Below are 17,315 nucleotides of genomic sequence, written 5' to 3' on the forward strand. Positions count from 1 at the left end.
CCCCGCTCCCTGGCCGCGGATCGGCGGATCGCTCATCGGACGGCCTGCAGGGACTGCCACAGCTCGGCGGGTCGCTCGGTGAAGACCTGTCTCGAGGTGTGGCGGCTGGCGATCAGGGCGCCGTGGTCCAGGAACTCCTCCAACTCGCCGGCCCGCCAGCCCAGGTAGCCGACGAACACCCGCATCGCGTCGACCGAGCCGGCCACGTCCTCGGGCGCCGCCGAGAGGGCCATCGTGCCGAGCCGGTCGCGTACCGGCGTGAAGCGCATCGGCTGGCTCGCGCCCGCGCGCAGCAGCGTCACCACGATGTAGCCGTCGCGGGCCACCGGCCCGCCGTTGAAGAGCGCCGCCGGATTGTGCAGCAGCGGCCGCCAGGCCTCCGGGAACTCCTCCGGGATCTCGCCGTCCGGCCGGGTGATGCAGACGCCGGCCGCGCCGGTCTGGTTGTGCCGCAGCACCAGGATCGCGCGCTGGCTCAGGTCCTCGTCGACGAACCAGGGCGCCGCGTAGAGCACGCTGCCCGCCAGGTTGTGCCGCGGCGCCGCCGGATTGTGCACCAGCGAGATCTCGCCGCCGGCGTCGCGGGCCCGCAACTCCGGACGTTCGAAGCCGCGGCGCAGCATCGCCCGGCGTACCGTGCGCCAGATCGTGTGGACGGTGAGCGTGGCCGGGGTCGCCTCCGGGGGAGCGGGGCGCAGGCCGTCGCGCAGGAGCCGGATCAGCTCGCCGGTGAAGGCGGTGTACGCCTCGCCGCGCGGCGCCATCGCCGGGCGGTTCGCGGGCGCGGAGACCAGCAGGCAGGTGCCCTCGGCCTCAGCCTTGTCGGCGACGAAGTCGGTGCCCGTTCCGTCGCCGCCGAGCTCGGAGCCGGCCCGGCCCGAGTAGCAGCAGTCGAGGATCACCACCCGCCGGCGCGCCCGGGTGTCGGCGACCGCGCGGCGGATCCAGTCGTACGGCACGCCGCGCTCGTACGGCACCTCCGGGTCGCAGCCGGGCAGCCCGAGGATCAGGTTGCCGTCGTCGGCGTCGACGAGACCGTGCCCGGCGAAGTAGACCAGCAGCAGCCCACCGCCCCCGGTCGCGGCGGCGGCCTTGCGGATCGCCCGGCTCACCTCGGCCGGCGACTCCGGGTCGATCAGCACGTGGCAGTTCTCCGCCGGGACACCCCATAAATCTTCGTGTTGCAGGAGATCACGCAGATCGGTCACATTGCGCCGGGCGGCCGGCAGCGTGGAGAGCCGGCGGTACTCCGACACACCGATCAGGACGACCTGGGAGGCGGCCGGGTCCGCGATGTCGCTCATGGGAGGCTTACTTCTGTTCGCGCTGCTGGAGCTCGGTCAGCGCGGCGGCCAGTGCCGGCTGGTCGGTCGTCTCGATCCGGGTGACGCTGCCGTCCGCGGCGGTGTGCGTGATCGTCACCTTGGGCGCGGGCCGGCGGGAGTCGCGCCAGGCGCTCACGGCGAGCGCGAGCTGACCGGCGGACAGGCCACTGCCGATGACCAGGGTCAGGACGTCGAGCAGGGTGCCCATCGTCTCGTTGCCGCCGGCGGGCGCGCGGGTCAGCTCGCCCTCGACCCGTACCACCTGCTCCCGGCGCAGCCAGCGGTACAGCGACTCACCGTCTCCGGTCGACTCGCACTCCACGCGCAACTGAACGGGCACAGTCTCGGCTCCCCGTCGGTGATGGTGTGATCGGACGCGACAGGATATCGAAGCATTTACCTGACGTCACGGACTCACTACGCCAAACCCGGTACCCGCGATCGAGGGCGTCGGGCGGCCGAACCCGTCAACGGCCGCCTCGTCGGGTTAGATTCTCTGATGTGGCGCGCAAAATGAAGATTCCCGCGACGAAGTATCCGGTCGAACGATTCACCCTCGACAACGGTCTGCGGGTGGTCCTCACGCCCGACCGCACCGCACCGGTCGTCGGGGTGGCGGTCGTGTACGACGTCGGCATCCGCTCCGAACCGGAGGGCCGTACCGGCTTCGCGCACCTCTTCGAGCACCTGATGTTCCAGGGCTCGGAGAACCTGGAGAAGCTCGCGCACTTCCGGCACGTGCAGGGCGCCGGCGGCAGCTTCAACGGCTCGACCCATCTGGACTACACCGACTACTTCGAGGTGCTGCCGGCCGGCGCCCTCGAGCGGGCCCTCTTCCTCGAGGCCGACCGCATGCGCGGCCCGCGCCTGACGGAGGAGAACCTGCGCAACCAGGTGGACGTGGTCAAGGAGGAGATCCGGGTCAACGTCCTCAACCGGCCGTACGGCGGGTTCCCCTGGCTCCGGCTGCCCCCGGTGATGTTCGAGACGTTCGCCAACGCGCACGACGGCTACGGCTCGTTCGGCGACCTCGACCACGCGACCGTCGCGGACGCCGAGGAGTTCTTCGACAAGTACTACGCCTGCGGCAACGCGGTGCTCACCGTCGCCGGCGACTTCGACGTGGCCGAGGCGACGGTCCTCGTGCAGCGGCACTTCGGCGACGTGCAGGCCCGGTCCAAGCCGAAGCTGCCCGACTTCGCCGAGCCCGACATCAAGGGCGAGCGCCGGGAGAGCTACGTCGACCGGCTCGCTCCGCTGCCGGCGGTGGCCAGCGGATGGCGGGTACCGGACCCGATCGGCAGCTTCGAGGACTACCTCCCGTACGTGGTGCTGGCCGAGGTGCTCACCGACGGCGACGCGTCCCGGCTGGTCGAGCGGCTGGTGCAGCGCGACCGCACGGTCACCAGCGTCGGCGGCTACATCGGATTCATGGGCGACGAGTACCAGGTCCGCAACCCGACCGCGATGCTCCTGCAGGCGCACATGCCGCCCGGCGGCGACGCCGACAAGGTGCTGCGCGCCGTCGACGAGGAGCTCGACCGGCTCGCGACCGGCGGGCTGGCGCCGGGTGAGCTCGCCCGCACCCAGGCCCGCATGGCCACCCACCTGCTGCGCGACACCGACGCCGTGCTGGGCCGGGCGCTGCCGATGGCCGTGCTCGAGGCGCAGCGCGGCCGTCCGGAGATGCTCAACGACCTGCCCCGGCTCGTCGGTGAGGTCACCGAGGCGCAGATCCTCGCCGCCGCCGCCACCCTGCGGCCGGAGCGCCGTTCCACCATCGAGGTCGTCCCAGGAGCGAACCAGTGAGCGTGAGGCCCCTACCGGAGCTGATTCCGGACAGCAAGCTCAAGCTGCCCAAGCAGGCCGAGCGCACGCTCAGCAGCGGGCTCACCGTCATCGCCATCCGCCGCCCCGCCGTGCCCCTGGTCGAGGTGCGGCTGCGCGTGCCGTTCGGCCGGGCGCCGCTGGCCCGCGCCACGCTGCTGTCGCAGGCTCTGTTCACCGGCACCGCGAGGATGTCCAGCATCGACATCGCCGCCGAGCTGCAGACCGTCGGCGGCGGGCTCTCGGCCGGGCTGGACCCGGACCGGCTGCTGGTCACCGGCAACTCCCTCGCCGCCGGCCTCGACCGGATGCTGGAGATCCTCGCGGACGTGCTCTCCGACCCGACGTACCCGGCCGAGGAGGTCGCTACCGAGCGGGACCGCCTCGTCGACCACATCCAGGTCGCGCAGACCCAGCCCGCGCACCTGGCCCGGACGGCCCTGCTGCACCGGATGTACGGCCGGCATCCGTACGCGGTGCAGACCCCCGAGGCGGAGCAGGTCAAGGGCGTACGCCCGGGACAGCTGCGGGCCCTGCACGCCGACCGGGTCCGCCCCGACGGCGCGGTGCTGGTGCTCGTCGGCGACCTCAACCCGGAGAAGGCGATCGACTCGGCCGAGAAGGCGCTCGGCGGCTGGATCGGCCCGAGCCGCGACGGCAACGTGCCGCCCACCCCGGAGCTGGAGCCCGGTCCGCTGCGGCTGGTCGACCGCCCCGGCGCGGTGCAGTCGTCGTTGCGCATGGCGCTGCCGGCGCTGACCCGGACCGATCCGGACTACGCGGCGCTGCAGCTGGCCAACATGGTCTTCGGCGGCTACTTCTCCTCGCGCTGGGTGGAGAACATCCGCGAGGACAAGGGCTACACCTACGGCCCGCACTCGGCCATCGAGCACTTCGTCGCCGGCTCCGCGCTGGTGGTGGCGGCCGAGGTGGCCACCGAGGTCACCGGCCCCGCGATGCTCGAGACCCTGTACGAACTGGGTCGCATCGCCAGCCTCCCGCCCGGCGAGGAGGAGCTGGAGCAGGCCCGCCGCTACTCCTTGGGCACCCTGCGCCTCGGCATGTCCACCCAGGCCGGCCTGGCCGGTCTCGCCAGCGTCTTCGCGAGCTTCGGCCTGCGGCTGGACCACCTGCGGGAACACTCGGCGGCGCTGGCCTCGGCGACCCGGGAACAGGTCGCGGAGGCGGCGGCCCGCTATCTGGCGCCGTCGGCCGCGGTCACGGTCGTGCTCGGCGACGCCGAGAAGATCGAGGCACCCCTGGCGGCCCTGACCGCGGTGGAACTGGCCGAGTGAGTCAGTCCGGGGAACAGCCTGACGTCGGTGAGCAGCCCGGCCTGGACGGACCGCCCCTGGCCCGGACGAGCCTGGACCGGGCCGCACACCACCGGCGCGACGAGGACTGGCTCGCGAGCGCGTGGAAGTCCGGCCTGGTGGTGATCATCGACGTCGCCAAGGGCGGACGGGCGCTGGTCACCGGCCGCGCGCAGGGTTCGCCGCGGCTGGTGCTGGTCGCGGCCGACGCGGCCCCCGAGGGCGAACGGCTGTTCCTCGGCATCGACCCGGCCGGGGTGCCGATCTTCGCGGTCGACGCACCGCTGCCCGAGGCCGGCGCCGCCGAGGCGCTGACCCTGCGGGAGATCGGTCACCGGCTCGACCCGCGCGATGCCGGGATCCTCACCACCGCGGCGGCGCTGGGCAACTGGCACGCCAGTCACCGGTTCTCGCCGCGCAATGGCGAGCCGACAACCGTCATCGAGGCGGGCTGGTCGCGGGTGGACGCCGGCGGGCAGCAGATGTGGCCCCGCACGGACCCCGCGATGATCGTGCTCGTCCACGACGGCCGGCCGGGTGAACAGGGGTGCTGCCTGCTGGGCCACAACGCCGCCTGGCCCGAGGTCGGCGGCGTGCGCCGGTTCTCCTGCCTGGCCGGATACGTCGAGCCGGGTGAGTCGGCCGAGGCCGCCGTCGTGCGCGAGGTGCGCGAGGAGGTCGGCGTCCGGCTGAGCTCCCTTCAGTACGAGGGCAGCCAGTCCTGGCCGTACCCGGGCTCGCTGATGCTCGGCTTCACCGCGGTGGCGGACCGGGACCAGGCGATCACAGTGGACCCGGAGGAGATCGACGAGGCCCGGTGGTTCAGCCGGGCCGACATCACCCGCATGATCGCCGGTGACTATGTGGAGCCGGAAAGCGGCGTACGCATGAATCTCCCTATGCGATCCTCCATCGCGTTTTATCTCGTTGAGCGATGGTTGGGTGATTTCCGCCGTTAAGGGATTCACATTTCTCTAATCAAAGAATTATTCACACCGGCTTAGCAACGATGGGAGCACACTCCAGCGTCTGGATGGGCAGACACGGAGATGAGGTATCTAGATGTCCCTGCTTGCGGAGCAGACCTGGACCCCGATGACGGCCGAGGAGCGCGCGCAGTTCGACCGCGACGGCTTCCTCGTGATACCGGCGGTTCTGACCCCGGACGAGGTGGCGATAGCGCGCACCGCGATTCTGCGGTCGAAGGAAAAGGCGGCGCGCGACGGCGGCCTCGGGCCGACCGGTGCCCTGCACCAGCTTTCCGCGGTGACCAACAACCCGGAGCTGGCATTCCTCCTTGATCACCCCAAGGCGTTCAAGTACATCTGGTCGATTCTCGGCTGGAACGTGCACGTCTACCACTCGCACGTCGACGTGCACCCGCAGATCCACGAGAAGCAGAAGGACTGGTGGCACTGGCACCAGGACGGCGGCCGGCAGAACCGTGAGCTAGAGACCGACCCCCGCCCGCGGACGTCGGTGAAGCTCGCCTACTGGCTGTCGGACGTCAGCGAGACCGGCCGGGGCAACTTCACGGTGCTGCCGGGCAGTCACCTGACGAACTGGCTGCCGGGCCCGCCGTCGCGCGGCGTTCCGTGGCCGCAGCCCGAGGGTGCCCTCCAGATCACCGCGAACCCGGGCGACCTGGTCGTCTTCGACCGTCGCCTTTGGCACGCCCGGTCGGACAACTACTCGCCGATCACTCGCGTGGGTGCCTTCTTCGGCTACACCTACCGCTGGGTGGCCGGCCGCGATGAGGTTGCGGAGCTGCCCGGTTCGGCCGAGTGGGCGTCGTTCTCGCCGGTGCAGAAGCAGCTGCTCGGCCACTGCGGCGACGGCAGCGGCGACCACGCGTGGGGACACTACCCCGAGACCACCCCGCTCTACGGCGAGCTCAAGCGCCAGGGACTCCTCGACTCGAGCGTTCCCGCGCTCATTCCGTGACGCGGGTGGGGCCGGCCGATTCCGCGACCGGCCCCCGCCCTCAGCGCCCCGGTGTCCCCTAGGCGGCGATGGCGGCCAGGTGCTGCTTGACCTGCACGATCGAGGGGTTGGTCAGCGCCGACCCGTCGTGGAAACGCAGCGTCGGCACGGTCTGGTTGCCGCCGTTGACGCCCATCACGAACTCCGCCGCGGCCGGGTCCTGCTCGATGTCGACGACCTCGTACCCGATTCCCTCCCGGTCGAGCTGGGACTTGAGCCGGTGGCAGTAGCCACACCAGGACGTCGAGTACATGGTCAACATCGGTCGGATCTCCTTCGCAGACATCACAGGGCGGTACGCCATCACGGGAAACGTCGGACGGGGGTGCCATGATTCCCGGTTGTGACAGCCGAACGTGTGCTCGCCGGTCTCGACCCCGATCAGCGTAGGGCGGTGACCGCCCCCGCGGGGCCGGTCTGCATCCTCGCCGGGGCCGGCACGGGCAAGACGCGTGCCATCACCCACCGCATCGCCTATCGAACCCTGCGAGGGGAGATCAGCCCCCGGCACGTGCTCGCCGTCACCTTCACCGCGCGGGCCGCCGCCGAGATGCGGGCCCGGCTCACCGGGCTCGGCGCCGGCCGGGTGCAGGCCCGCACGTTCCACGCCGCGGCGCTGCGCCAGGTCCGCTACTTCGCGCCGCGGCTGCTCGAGGGCCGGGCGATGCCCGAGCTGGTGGAGAGCAAGGCCCGCCTGGTCACGCTCGCGGCGAACCGGGTGGGCGTCCGCGCCGACCGCACGGCCGCCCGCGACCTGGCCGGCGAGATCGAGTGGGCGAAATCCTCCCTGATCGAGCCCGGGGAGTACGTCGTCGCCGCGGCCAAGGCGCTGCGCGAGCCGCCCTACGAGGCCGCGAAGGTCGCCGAGATCTTCGGTGCCTACGAGTCCCTGAAGCGCCGCCAGGGCGTCATCGACTTCGAGGACATGCTCCGCGCCGCCGTCTGGGGCATCGAGGAGCACCAGGACGTGGCCGAGCAGGTCCGCTCGCAGTACCGGCACTTCGTGGTCGACGAGTACCAGGACGTCAATCCGCTGCAGCAGCGGCTGCTCGAGGCCTGGCTCGGCGGCCGCGACGACATCACCGTCGTCGGCGACGCCAGCCAGACCATCTACTCGTTCACCGGCGCCACCTCCTCGTATCTGGTCGACTTCCCGCGGCAGCGCCGCGAGGCGGTGGTGGTCCGGCTGGTCCGTGACTACCGCTCGACCCCGCAGGTTGTCGGCCTCGCCAACGCGGTCATCAAGCAGGCCCGCGGCACCGAGGCCAAGCTGCGGCTCGAACTGGTCGGGCAGCGCCCACCCGGGGCCGAGCCCGACCTCAAGATCTTCCCGGACGAGCCCGCCGAGGCCGTCGCCGTCGCCCGTCGCTGCCGCGACCTGATCTCCGCGGGCACGCCGGCGAGCGAGATCGCGGTGCTGTTCCGGACGAACGCGCAGTCGGAGGCGTACGAGAAGGCGCTCGCCGAGCTCGAGGTGCCATACGTGATCCGCGGCGCCGAGCGGTTCTTCGAACGCACCGAGGTGCGACAGGCGATGATCGCGTTGCGCTCGGCCGTGCGCTCGACGCCGGGGGAGACCCCGCTGGTGCAGGCCGTCGTCGAGGCGCTCTCCGCGACCGGCTGGGCGCGCGACCGGCCGCCGCCGGGCGGTGCGCAGCGTGAGCAGTGGGAGGCGCTGGCCGCGCTGGTGGCCCTCGCCGAGGACTACGCCCGCTCGCCCGGCCTGCTGCCGCTCGGCCAGGCCGGCGCGGTCCAGCTCGACCTGTCGCTGTCGGCGTTCTGCGAGGAGCTGTCCCGCCGCGCCGAGCAGCAGCACGCCCCGACGGTCGAGGGGGTGACGCTCGCTTCCCTGCACTCGGCGAAGGGCCTGGAGTGGGACGCGGTCTTCCTCGTCGGGCTGGCCGAGGGCACCCTGCCGACGACGTACGCGAAGACCCCCGAACAGATCGAGGAGGAGCGCCGCCTGCTCTACGTCGGGGTGACCCGGGCCCGGCAGTGGCTCTGGCTCTCCTACGGCCAGTCCCGCTCGCCGGGCGGCCGCGCCCGGCGGCCGTGCCGGTTCCTGCCGCAGCTCGGCCAGCGCAGCAACGGGCTGGAGAAGGCGGGCGTCGCCGGCGCGAGTCGGAAACCCGTCAATCGACGGAACCTCGTGGTCTCCTGCCGGATCTGCGGTGGGACCCTGCTGGCGGGCGCCGACCGCAAGCTGGGCCGCTGCCCGACCTGCCCGTCCGATCTCGACGAGGAGCTCTACGAACGCCTGCTGGCGTGGCGCGCCGCCACCGCGGCCGAGCAGAAAGTCCCTGCATACGTCGTGTTCACCGACGCCACGATCGTGGCGATCGCGGAGCGCCGGCCCGGCACCCCGCCGGAGCTGCTGGCGATCGCCGGGATAGGCCCCCGCAAACTCGGCCAGTACGGTGCCGCCGTGTTCGCTCTGGTGAGCGGCGACACACCCGCGGGCGACCGCTCAGAAAACTTTGAAAACTAGTCCGTTAATTCGTTTGCCCTCCCCGGGCAGGCGGGCTTAGCCTCAGTGCACACCAGATGAGCGCGGGTTAAAACCATGTTCATCAGGTCCGAGGAAACATCCGAGCGCAAGGCGATGGAGGAGGTGGCACCGATGAAGCTCAACCACACGATCGAGCGACCGTCGACGCTGCTTGCTGCTGTCTGCGCTCCGTCCGCTTCGTGGCTCCCGGAGTCCGCCCCCGTGGCGCTCCTGGCCGTTGAGCGGGCCCCGGCTTCGCAGGCGCACCAGGTCCAGATCCAGGCCGAGCTGGTCAGGACTCTGGCGGACGTCGACGGAAGCTACGGGACCACTGGGTTCGTGGGCAGCAACGGCACCTCCAAGCGCATGACGGATGGTGCCAGCGGTGTCCCGCCTCGAGGAAGGCCGGTCTAAACAGACCAACCGGCTCACCTCGAGGCCGCGGAACCCGTAACCGGGATCCGCGGCCTTAATTTTTTTGCCGGCTCACCGGCCGGTGCACGACCTGTATCGCGATCCAGAAGATCGAGAAGAAGAGAGAGGTGACCGGGCTTTATGAGTCTGGCGCTGGCCCCACTCGACGTGAGCGTCGAGCTTGAGGCAAACCTGCCCTGTCGGAAGTTCGACCCGGACCTTTGGTTCTCGGACTCCCCGGCCCAGCTGGAGCTGGCCAAGTCGCTCTGCGGGGACTGCCCGCTGCGCGTCGAGTGCCTCGCCGGTGCGGTCGAGCGGAACGAGCCCTGGGGTGTCTGGGGCGGCGAGATCTTTGAGCGTGGCGCCGTCGTGCCGCGCAAGCGGCCCCGTGGCCGTCCCCGCAAGGTCGACGTCGCTCGCGACGCCGAGCTCCAGGTCGAGGTCGAGGAGCGGCTCGCCGCGAACGGTCTCGAGTCCCGCAACTCGGTCCGCCTCGCGGCCTGAGAAAACGACCGAACACACCCCTTAACCAGAGACGGAAGACATCGCTGTGAACACGAACGGAACTTCGAAGGTGAAACTCATCCAAGAAGCGCTTTCGCGAGCACGAATGCGTCGGCCTCAGGCCGACCATCACCCTGAGGCACACCGACCCGCCCGTCAGATCGCGATGGAGGCCCGTCACCGGGCTGCCCGTGAACTGGGTGGACGCCTCTGAACAAATGAATCCGCAGGGCCCGTCCGCGTTCTTCGCGGGCGGGCCCATTCTCGTACCGGGCGAGCATCACAGCGCGTGGTCCCCGGGTTCCGGACGTCCCCCGCAGATCGAGGGACCGATTCACCCTGGTGGGTGAGCTCTTACGCACCCGCTCGCAAGCTCGCTCACGCGACGGGTGCGAAACCGGGTAGCCACTTCTGCAGGATGGACCGGTACGGCGCCTGGGCCTCCAGCTGGCACAGCACGCCGATGGAGCCCAGCGTCACCCGGTGGATCAACAGGTACGACGGGGGGAGGTTGAGCTTGCGGCTCAGCTGGAAGGCCGGGGACTTCGGGCTGGACAGGCGGGTCGCCTCGCCGCGGATCCAGGAGCGGGTGAAGCGGAACTCGTCCACCGCCACCGGCTCGATCATCGGGCGCAGGAAGCTCAGCACCGCCTCGGCGTCGAGGTCGTCGTCGGGCTTGATGAAGCCCTCCGCGCGCAGGCCGTCCACGACCGCCTGGGCATCGCCGCCCAGCGCCAGGCGGACCAGGCGGCCGATCGGCTCCGGGTGGCCGTCGGGCAGCCGGGCCACCGCGCCGAAGTCGATCACGCCGAGGCGGCCGTCGGGCAGGATGCGGAAGTTGCCGGGGTGGGGGTCGGCGTGCAGCAGCCCGGCCCGGGCCGGCGCCGAGAAGTGCAGCGTGGCCGTCAGGCGACCGGCCTCGTCGCGTTCGGCGGGGGTGCCGTCGCTGATGACCTTGGACAGCGGGGTGCCGTCGACCCACTCGGTGACCAGCACCCGGGGTGCCGCGGCCATGACCCTCGGCACGTAGATCTCGGGGTCGTCCGCGTACGCGTCGGCGAATGCCGTCTGCGCCTCCGCCTCCATGGCGTAGTCGAGCTCCTCGGTGATCCGCGCGCGAAGCTCGTTGAGCAGCGGTTTCATGTCCATGCCCGGCTGAATGATCTTGAACATGCCGGCCAGGCGGCCCAGCTGCTTGAGGTCGGCGATCAGAGCCTCGCCAGCGCCGGGATACTGCACCTTGACCGCGACGTCCACCATCCTCGGCAGGTCGCCGTCGAGGGTCGGCGGCCGCTTCCACACCGCGCGGTGCACCTGGCCGATGCTCGCGGCGGCGGCCGGGCTGTCGTCGAACTCGGCGAACAGCTCCCGCCAGTCCGCGCCGAGCTGCTCGGCCAGCGCCTTGTGCACGCTCGCCACCGGCATCGGCGGCGCGGCCTCCTGCAGCTTGGTCAGCGCCTGCCGGTACGGCGCCGCCATCGTCTCGGGCATCGCGGCCTCGAAGACCGACAGGGCCTGCCCGAACTTCATCGCGCCGCCCTTGAGCTGGCCCAGGACGCTGAAGAGCTGCTCGGCGGTGCGCTGCTGGATCTCCGCGGAGATGACGTCCGTGGCGATGCCGGTCACCCGCTTGCCGAGCCCGAGCACCGTACGTCCCGCGAAGCCGAGGGGGAGGGCGGCGAGTTTAGCGGTGCGGGACGCCGCACGCCGCGGGATGTCGGTCACCAGATCATTGTGACCGACGTGGCGGAGTTCGACCGCCCTGGATGGGGCCGTCCGTCACCTAGTGAGCTGAAAGTCCGGTTACCGACCGTGGTCGGGCATCGATCGGCGGCCGCAAGGGCACGCGGGGTGCGGCGCCCAGGTGCGGCGGCGGAAGCGCCCCGGTTTGCTGATCTCCACCTCGGCGCCCAGGGTCTCCGGGGTGTCGCCGTCGAGGAAGGCCAGCGCCTCGGCGGCCAGGTAGGCCGTCGCGGCGAGCAGCGTCGCCGCGGCGCACGGCTCGGCCGGGCCCGGTCCGGGGATCGGCGGGGTGGGCACGTCCGGCCAGGCGGGCTCTCGCTCGCGGCGGTGCAGGGCGATGCAGCCCAGGCAGGGTGAGGTCGCGGGTGGCACCAGCGGGCCGACGAGTACCTTGCCCTCGCGGATTTCCGCGGCGAGGCAGGGTCGGCGGCGCTGGGCGCGGCTGATCGCCGGCAGGGCGGGAGGCTGGTCCGCGCCGAGACGGATCACCAGGGACGCGGCTCCCCGCCGTACCGTGCGGGTCTCGGTGCCCGGCGCCGCACGCTGGATGGCCTCCGCCGCGGCCTCGGCCCGGGGTCTGCCGATGTCGGCGGCGGTCAGCGGGCCGCCCGGCGTCTCGTGCCGGTCGACCCGGCCGGTCAGGTCCGGATGGACGTGGCCGACGCCCGCGGCGGCGAGGGCGACGGCGACGCCGGGCGCGAGGCGGGCCCGGCCGGTGACGACGACCCGGGCCGCGGCCCGGCGGCGCAGCGTCCGGGCCGGGGACGCGGTGCCGGCCGCGAGCGCCAGCGCCCCCGCCTCGCCGGTCAGGCGCTCCGGCATGGCCGGCGGGAAGAGGCTTTGCGCCGGGACCACCAGCCCGGCGGCGTGCAGGGTGTCGAGCAGGGTGCGCGCCTCGTCGGGGCGCATGCCGAAGGAGCCGGCCCGGGCGAGGGCGAGCCGCTCCGAGCGGGAGCCGTCCAGCAGGTCGAGCAGCCCGGCGGCGCTCGGCTCGGGCAGGTCGATCAGGACGGCGCGGGGCGGGTCGAGGCCGAGTTGCAGCGTGTGCGGGGCGCGCCAGATGCGCGGGAGGCCCGGCAGCAGGGTGGGACGGGGCAGCGGCGTGCGGCTCATGAAGTGACACGGTGTCATGACACGGACGCGCTGAGGATTGTCTGTCCACAGGCCCGCTCGCCCGGCAGCAGGGTTATCCACAGGAACGGCGGAGTTATCCACAGCTCGGTGGGGAGTCGGCTATTTACTCAACGTGTGCGGATGCACACGGGTTATGACACGGCCGGGTGACCGCGCGGGTTCGAGTCGACGGGGGCGACCAGCGGCCGCCCCCGTCGCGGTCGTTCGATGCGGTCAGGCCTTGGCCTTGCCCAGGATCCGGTTGACCGTCGTGCCGCAGACCGGGCACTTGCCCTTGGCCATGTTCATGCCGGTCTTCGAGACCTCGACGGTGCCCTGGAAGTCGCGCTTCTCCTTGCACTTAACGCAGTAGCCGTTGTATGTGTTGTCGGCCACGATTCCTCCTCGTCATGTTGTCGGCCGGGTCGGCCCGGTGCCTTGCTCGCGGCGACAGGCCGCGATCTGTGTTCGGCGCTGGACCGCTCCGCGACCAAGTGAACGTGGCCACCCCCGCTCGGGGCGGTCACTACCCAGGTCCGGCCATTTCCATGTCAGCGCGGCGTCGGCGGTGTCGTCGACGGCCTGAGTGTGCCGGTCGAGATGCCCCTTTTTGGGCAGATACGGATGGACACGCCGACGAAGTGCTGCAGAACGCCAGAAAAGGGACGTTCAGGCCGCCTCGTTCCCGACCTTACGCAGGTTATGCCGGGAGGCATGTTGCGGCCGTGGAAAATATTTTCGGATTTTTAGGGACGTAGCTCACATTTTGGGCGCGTGTCGTTTCTCGTACCCTTGCGGTGACCTGGCCCTGACAGATTAACGTCGCAATGTGAACCCTACTGTGGGCCGCGCGAGCCGGTAATGGCCAGGACGCGCAAGCCTGTCGTCGAAGTGCGGCGCAGCCAGCGCCGTCGTCGTACGGTGTCCGCGTATCGAGAGGGCGAGCGGGTCGTCGTCCTCATCCCCGACCGGTTCTCGCGTGCCGAGGAGACCGAGTGGGTGGCGCGGATGCTTGCCCGCCTCGCGGCCCGGGAGGAGCGCATCCGGCATACGGACAGCGAGCTGCTGGTCCGTGCCCGGCGCCTGATCTCCCGGTACTTACCCGACCACGCCGAGGACATCGTGCCGGCGAGCGTGCGCTGGGTGACGAATCAGAACGGCCGCTGGGGCTCCTGCACCCCGGAGGACGCCACGATCCGGATCTCGCACCGCATCCAGGAGATGCCGGACTGGGTGATCGACTACGTGCTGCTGCACGAGCTGGCGCACCTGGTCGTGCCGAGCCACAACGCGCAGTTCTGGGAGTTGGTCAACCGCTACCCGAGGGCGGAACGCGCCCGCGGCTACCTGGAAGGCATCTCGGCCGCGACGGGGCTGGTCCTGGCCGACGACACCCCTACCCTTCAGGGGTGACGAGACGTGTCGTAGTGGCGCTGCTGACCCCGGTGAGCTGGAGCCCGCCCGGGGTCGACCTGCTGAAGTGGCGAACCGCGCTGGCGGAGGACGTCGTCGACCTGCTCGCCATGCTCGCGCAGGCCGAGCCCGCCATCGCCGCGCGGCCCGAGGACCGGGCCCTGGCCGAGGAGATCGCCTGGCCCGGCATGCGCATCTACGACGTGCCGACGGCAACGGTGCTGCCCGTGCTGAGGGCGGCCGCGGGCGACGGCTTCGATCAGGCGGCGGTCATCGCGGCGGACGCGGCCGACGTGCCCGGCATGATCCTGGGCAAACTCCTGCGCCCCCTGACGACCAGGCCCGTCGCGGTCGCGCCGGGTGGCGGTTCGGGCCTGCTGGGGGTCGCGGCCCGCCTGCCCGCGCCGGACTGGCTGCCCGACCACGACCTGGACACGGCAACCCCGATGAGCCTGAGAAGGTCGGCCCCGAACCCCGGCGACATCCAATCGACGGCCGATTGGCGCCGCCTACGCGGCCCGGCGGACCTGGCAACCCTTGACCCGGCCCTCGAGGGCTGGGAGAACACCCGGACCATCCTCGGCGGCTGAGTCCTGAACCGTCGCGCGGCGCCTCGGTCGGGTTGGCTGGGGTCGGGGTTGGGAAGCACGGACCTGGCAGGGTGCGGGGATCCGTTCAGGAGCGCCAGCGACTGGATCCCCGCGCCCGGTCTCGGCGGGAGCGACGGTCAGATCCATGCAACCGGGCACGACATGAATTAGATCTTGAAGTTGATCCTGATGCTCTACTCGTCCTTGCCGAGGTTGTCGAGTTCCGAGATGTCCCAGTCCAGCCGCGACTCGGCGAATTTCTGCGGGTCCGCGAAATCCTCGTCCGTCGGCAGCAGGTCCGGGTGATCCCACAGCGCGTCGCGGCCCGCGACACCGCGGTGCTCGGTCACCGCCGCCCACAGGGCACCGGCCTCACGCAGCCGGCGCGGTCGCAGCTCGAGGCCGACCAGGGCCGCGAACGTCTGCTCGGCCGGGCCGCCCGCCGCGCGCCGGCGCCGGAACGCCTCGCCCAGCGCGGCCACCGACGGGAGCCGTTCGCCCGCGGCGCTGTCCACCACGTGGCCGACCCAGCCCTCGATCAGCGCGAGCGCCGTCTCGAGCCGCGCCAGCGAGGCCTTCTGCTGCGGGGTGTCCTCGGGCGTGAAGATGCCCTCGAGCGCCATCTGCTGCATCGACTCCGGGTCGGACGGATCGACGCGGCTCATCGCCTCTTCGATCGCCTCGCGGTTGACCGTGATGCCGTTCGCGTAGGTCTCCACCGCGCTCAGCACGTGCGCGCGCAGCCACGGCACGTGCTGGAACAGCCGCTGGTGTGCCGCCTCGCGCAGCGCCACGTAGAGCCGGACCTGGTCCTCCGGGAGCTCCAGGCCGTCGCCGTACGCCTTGATGTTGGCCGGGACCAGCGCGGCCGTGCCGGCCGGGCCCAGCGGCAGGCCGATGTCGCCGGCCGAGAGGACCTCCGCCGCGAGCTGGCCGAGCGCCTGGCCGAGCTGGCCGCCGAAGAGCGCGCCGCCGAGCGTCGCGACCATCGACTGCATCGGGCCGAGCTGGGCCCGGGCCTCCTCGGGCACCAGGTCACCCATGGCGCCGACCATCTGGCCCGCGATCGGGTCGCAGAGCTTCTTCCACACGTCGAGCGTGTTGTAGACCCACTCGTTCCGGTTCCAGGCCGTCGCGTCGCGGACGCCGGACGGCAGCGCGGACGCCGGGTCGAGCCACAGGTCGGCGAGGCGCAGGGCCTCGGAGACCGCGTTGTGCTCGTACATGTTCACCGCGGGGTCGCCGGTCGCGCTCAGCTGGCTGGCCGCCACCTGGCGGGCCAGGTCCCAGTTGACCGGGCCACTTCCGGGCGCGGCGAACATCTGCTGCAGCTGATTCATGAACTGCTGCATCTGCTGCGGGTCGGAGGGATCGGGCGGCTGGGCGCCCGGCAGGCTGAAGCCGAACGGGATATCAGGCACGTACCCAACCGTACGCGCGTTGGCGGCCTTAGTGACCAATGCCGGTGTCAGCTCAGAGAGAACTCAGGATCGGTTGGTACGGTCACGCGCATGAGACGTCGCGGTGTCACGGTCATTCTCGGCGCCCTGATCACCGCACTGCTGGCAGTAGGTGTCATGGTCATCCCCCTGCCGTATGTCGTGCTGAAGCCCGGTCCGACCGTCAACACGCTCGGCTCGGACAACGGCAAAGAGGTCATTCAGGTGACGAAGGCGGACACCTCGACCTCCAAGGGCCAGCTCCGGCTGACCACCGTCGGGGTGCAGCCGAGCGTCGAACTGGTCTGGGCGATCCGAGGCTGGTTCAGCGACGAGCAGGCCGTGGTCCCGCGCGAGCTGATCTACCCGCCCGACCAGAGCGAGCAGCAGGTCGAGGAGCAGAACGCCGAGGAGTTCAAGTCCTCCCAGCACAGCGCGGTGACCGTCGCGCTGCGGGAGCTGGGCTACCCGGTGCAGACCTTCGTGACCGAGGTGACGCCGAACGGTCCCTCGTCCGGGCACCTGCAGAAGGACGACCTCATCACCTCCGTCGACGGCGTCGAGGTGACCAGCCCCGGGCAGCTCACCGAGCTCATCCAGGCCAAGCCGGCCGGCACCACGCTGACGATCGGCTACACCCGGGCCGGGAAGCCCGCCACCGTCAAGATCGTCACGAAGTCCGACGGCAAGACGGCCACGCCCCGCATCGGCGTCGGCATCGACAAGAAGCAGCCGCACCCGTTCGACGTCGCGATCGACCTGGACGAGATCGGCGGACCCAGCGCCGGCCTGATGTTCACCCTCGGCATCATCGACAAGCTGCGGCCGGCGGACCTCACCGGCGGCAAGATCATCGCCGGTACGGGCACAATCGACGACGAGGGCGCCGTCGGCCCGATCGGTGGCATCCCGCAGAAGCTCGTCGGCGCCAAGGAGGCGGGAGCTCAACTCTTCCTGGTACCGGCCGATAATTGCGCCGAAGCTGTGCGCAATGCCGTGCCCGGCCTGCCCATGGCGGAGGTGGCCACCGTGGATGACGCCCTGACCGCACTGCAGACCTTCACCAGCGGCGGTACCCCCAAACCCTGCCCGGCTGCGTAACAATCGGCGCAGGCGCCCCAGACGGAACAGCGCAACACCCGTAATGTGAAATACCGGTCCGA

Annotated in this window: 17 protein-coding genes; 10 read left to right on the forward strand and 7 right to left on the reverse strand. The window is 71.1% G+C overall.

What is annotated here, in order from left to right; genetic code table 11:
- Positions 1-32: 32 nt before the first annotated feature.
- A complete protein-coding gene (locus AB0B58_RS08100; RefSeq protein WP_360219438.1) occupies positions 33-1,304 on the reverse strand; it encodes a YqgE/AlgH family protein in 1,272 nt (423 codons plus the stop codon).
- 7 nt (positions 1,305-1,311) lie between these two features.
- Positions 1,312-1,665, reverse strand: a complete 354-nt coding sequence (locus tag AB0B58_RS08105; protein WP_360219441.1) for a hypothetical protein — start codon at positions 1,663-1,665, stop codon at positions 1,312-1,314.
- A gap of 173 nt (positions 1,666-1,838) precedes the next feature.
- On the opposite strand from AB0B58_RS08105, the gene AB0B58_RS08110 reads away from it, so the two are divergent.
- The 4 genes from AB0B58_RS08110 (at position 1,839) to AB0B58_RS08125 (ending at position 6,409) form a co-directional block, all read left to right on the forward strand.
- On the forward strand, positions 1,839-3,134 hold the full coding sequence (locus AB0B58_RS08110; RefSeq protein ID WP_360219894.1) for a pitrilysin family protein: 1,296 nt from the start codon (positions 1,839-1,841) through the stop codon (positions 3,132-3,134).
- Positions 3,131-4,447: a pitrilysin family protein gene (locus AB0B58_RS08115; protein ID WP_360219444.1), complete on the forward strand. Its 1,317-nt coding sequence runs from the start codon at positions 3,131-3,133 to the stop codon at positions 4,445-4,447. The genes AB0B58_RS08110 and AB0B58_RS08115 overlap by 4 nt, the downstream gene beginning before the upstream one ends.
- Positions 4,444-5,424, forward strand: a complete 981-nt coding sequence (gene nudC, locus AB0B58_RS08120; RefSeq protein ID WP_360219447.1) for an NAD(+) diphosphatase — start codon at positions 4,444-4,446, stop codon at positions 5,422-5,424. The genes AB0B58_RS08115 and nudC overlap by 4 nt, the downstream gene beginning before the upstream one ends.
- A gap of 103 nt (positions 5,425-5,527) precedes the next feature.
- A complete protein-coding gene (locus tag AB0B58_RS08125) occupies positions 5,528-6,409 on the forward strand; it encodes a phytanoyl-CoA dioxygenase family protein (protein ID WP_360219450.1) in 882 nt (293 codons plus the stop codon).
- A gap of 58 nt (positions 6,410-6,467) precedes the next feature.
- On the opposite strand, the gene AB0B58_RS08130 is transcribed toward AB0B58_RS08125, so the two are convergent.
- The gene (locus AB0B58_RS08130; RefSeq protein ID WP_360219453.1) at positions 6,468-6,710 is read right to left on the reverse strand and encodes a mycoredoxin; all 243 of its coding nucleotides are present in this window, start codon (positions 6,708-6,710) and stop codon (positions 6,468-6,470) included.
- 81 nt (positions 6,711-6,791) lie between these two features.
- Here AB0B58_RS08130 and AB0B58_RS08135 point away from each other — a divergent pair, with 81 nt between their 5' ends.
- The 3 genes from AB0B58_RS08135 (at position 6,792) to AB0B58_RS08145 (ending at position 9,854) form a co-directional block, all read left to right on the forward strand.
- Entirely contained in the window at positions 6,792-8,936 is a 2,145-nt protein-coding gene (locus tag AB0B58_RS08135; RefSeq protein ID WP_360219456.1) for an ATP-dependent DNA helicase UvrD2, read from the forward strand.
- A gap of 75 nt (positions 8,937-9,011) precedes the next feature.
- A complete protein-coding gene (locus tag AB0B58_RS08140) occupies positions 9,012-9,350 on the forward strand; it encodes a hypothetical protein (protein WP_360219459.1) in 339 nt (112 codons plus the stop codon).
- Positions 9,351-9,491: 141 nt separating this feature from the next.
- On the forward strand, positions 9,492-9,854 hold the full coding sequence (locus AB0B58_RS08145; protein ID WP_125807464.1) for a WhiB family transcriptional regulator: 363 nt from the start codon (positions 9,492-9,494) through the stop codon (positions 9,852-9,854).
- A 378-nt stretch (positions 9,855-10,232) separates the two neighbouring features.
- On the opposite strand, the gene AB0B58_RS08150 is transcribed toward AB0B58_RS08145, so the two are convergent.
- The 3 genes from AB0B58_RS08150 to AB0B58_RS08160 all read right to left on the reverse strand — a co-directional run bounded on the left by AB0B58_RS08150 (position 10,233) and on the right by AB0B58_RS08160 (position 13,106).
- A complete protein-coding gene (locus tag AB0B58_RS08150; RefSeq protein WP_360219463.1) occupies positions 10,233-11,579 on the reverse strand; it encodes an AarF/ABC1/UbiB kinase family protein in 1,347 nt (448 codons plus the stop codon).
- Positions 11,580-11,657: 78 nt separating this feature from the next.
- Complete coding sequence (locus AB0B58_RS08155) at positions 11,658-12,710, reverse strand: hypothetical protein (RefSeq protein WP_360219466.1); 1,053 nt, start codon at positions 12,708-12,710, stop codon at positions 11,658-11,660.
- A 234-nt stretch (positions 12,711-12,944) separates the two neighbouring features.
- Positions 12,945-13,106: a DUF5679 domain-containing protein gene (locus AB0B58_RS08160; protein WP_015625326.1), complete on the reverse strand. Its 162-nt coding sequence runs from the start codon at positions 13,104-13,106 to the stop codon at positions 12,945-12,947.
- A gap of 465 nt (positions 13,107-13,571) precedes the next feature.
- On the opposite strand from AB0B58_RS08160, the gene AB0B58_RS08165 reads away from it, so the two are divergent.
- Positions 13,572-14,123: a M48 family metallopeptidase gene (locus AB0B58_RS08165; protein ID WP_360219470.1), complete on the forward strand. Its 552-nt coding sequence runs from the start codon at positions 13,572-13,574 to the stop codon at positions 14,121-14,123.
- Positions 14,120-14,713, forward strand: a complete 594-nt coding sequence (locus tag AB0B58_RS08170; protein WP_360219473.1) for a hypothetical protein — start codon at positions 14,120-14,122, stop codon at positions 14,711-14,713. The genes AB0B58_RS08165 and AB0B58_RS08170 overlap by 4 nt, the downstream gene beginning before the upstream one ends.
- A gap of 194 nt (positions 14,714-14,907) precedes the next feature.
- On the opposite strand, the gene AB0B58_RS08175 is transcribed toward AB0B58_RS08170, so the two are convergent.
- Positions 14,908-16,134, reverse strand: coding sequence for a zinc-dependent metalloprotease (locus tag AB0B58_RS08175; RefSeq protein WP_360219476.1), 1,227 nt, complete (start codon positions 16,132-16,134; stop codon positions 14,908-14,910).
- A gap of 90 nt (positions 16,135-16,224) precedes the next feature.
- On the opposite strand from AB0B58_RS08175, the gene AB0B58_RS08180 reads away from it, so the two are divergent.
- Positions 16,225-17,253, forward strand: coding sequence for a PDZ domain-containing protein (locus AB0B58_RS08180; protein ID WP_360219479.1), 1,029 nt, complete (start codon positions 16,225-16,227; stop codon positions 17,251-17,253).
- Positions 17,254-17,315 lie beyond the last annotated feature (62 nt).

This window comes from Actinoplanes sp. NPDC049118 (assembly GCF_040648555.1).
Taxonomy (GTDB): domain Bacteria; phylum Actinomycetota; class Actinomycetes; order Mycobacteriales; family Micromonosporaceae; genus Actinoplanes.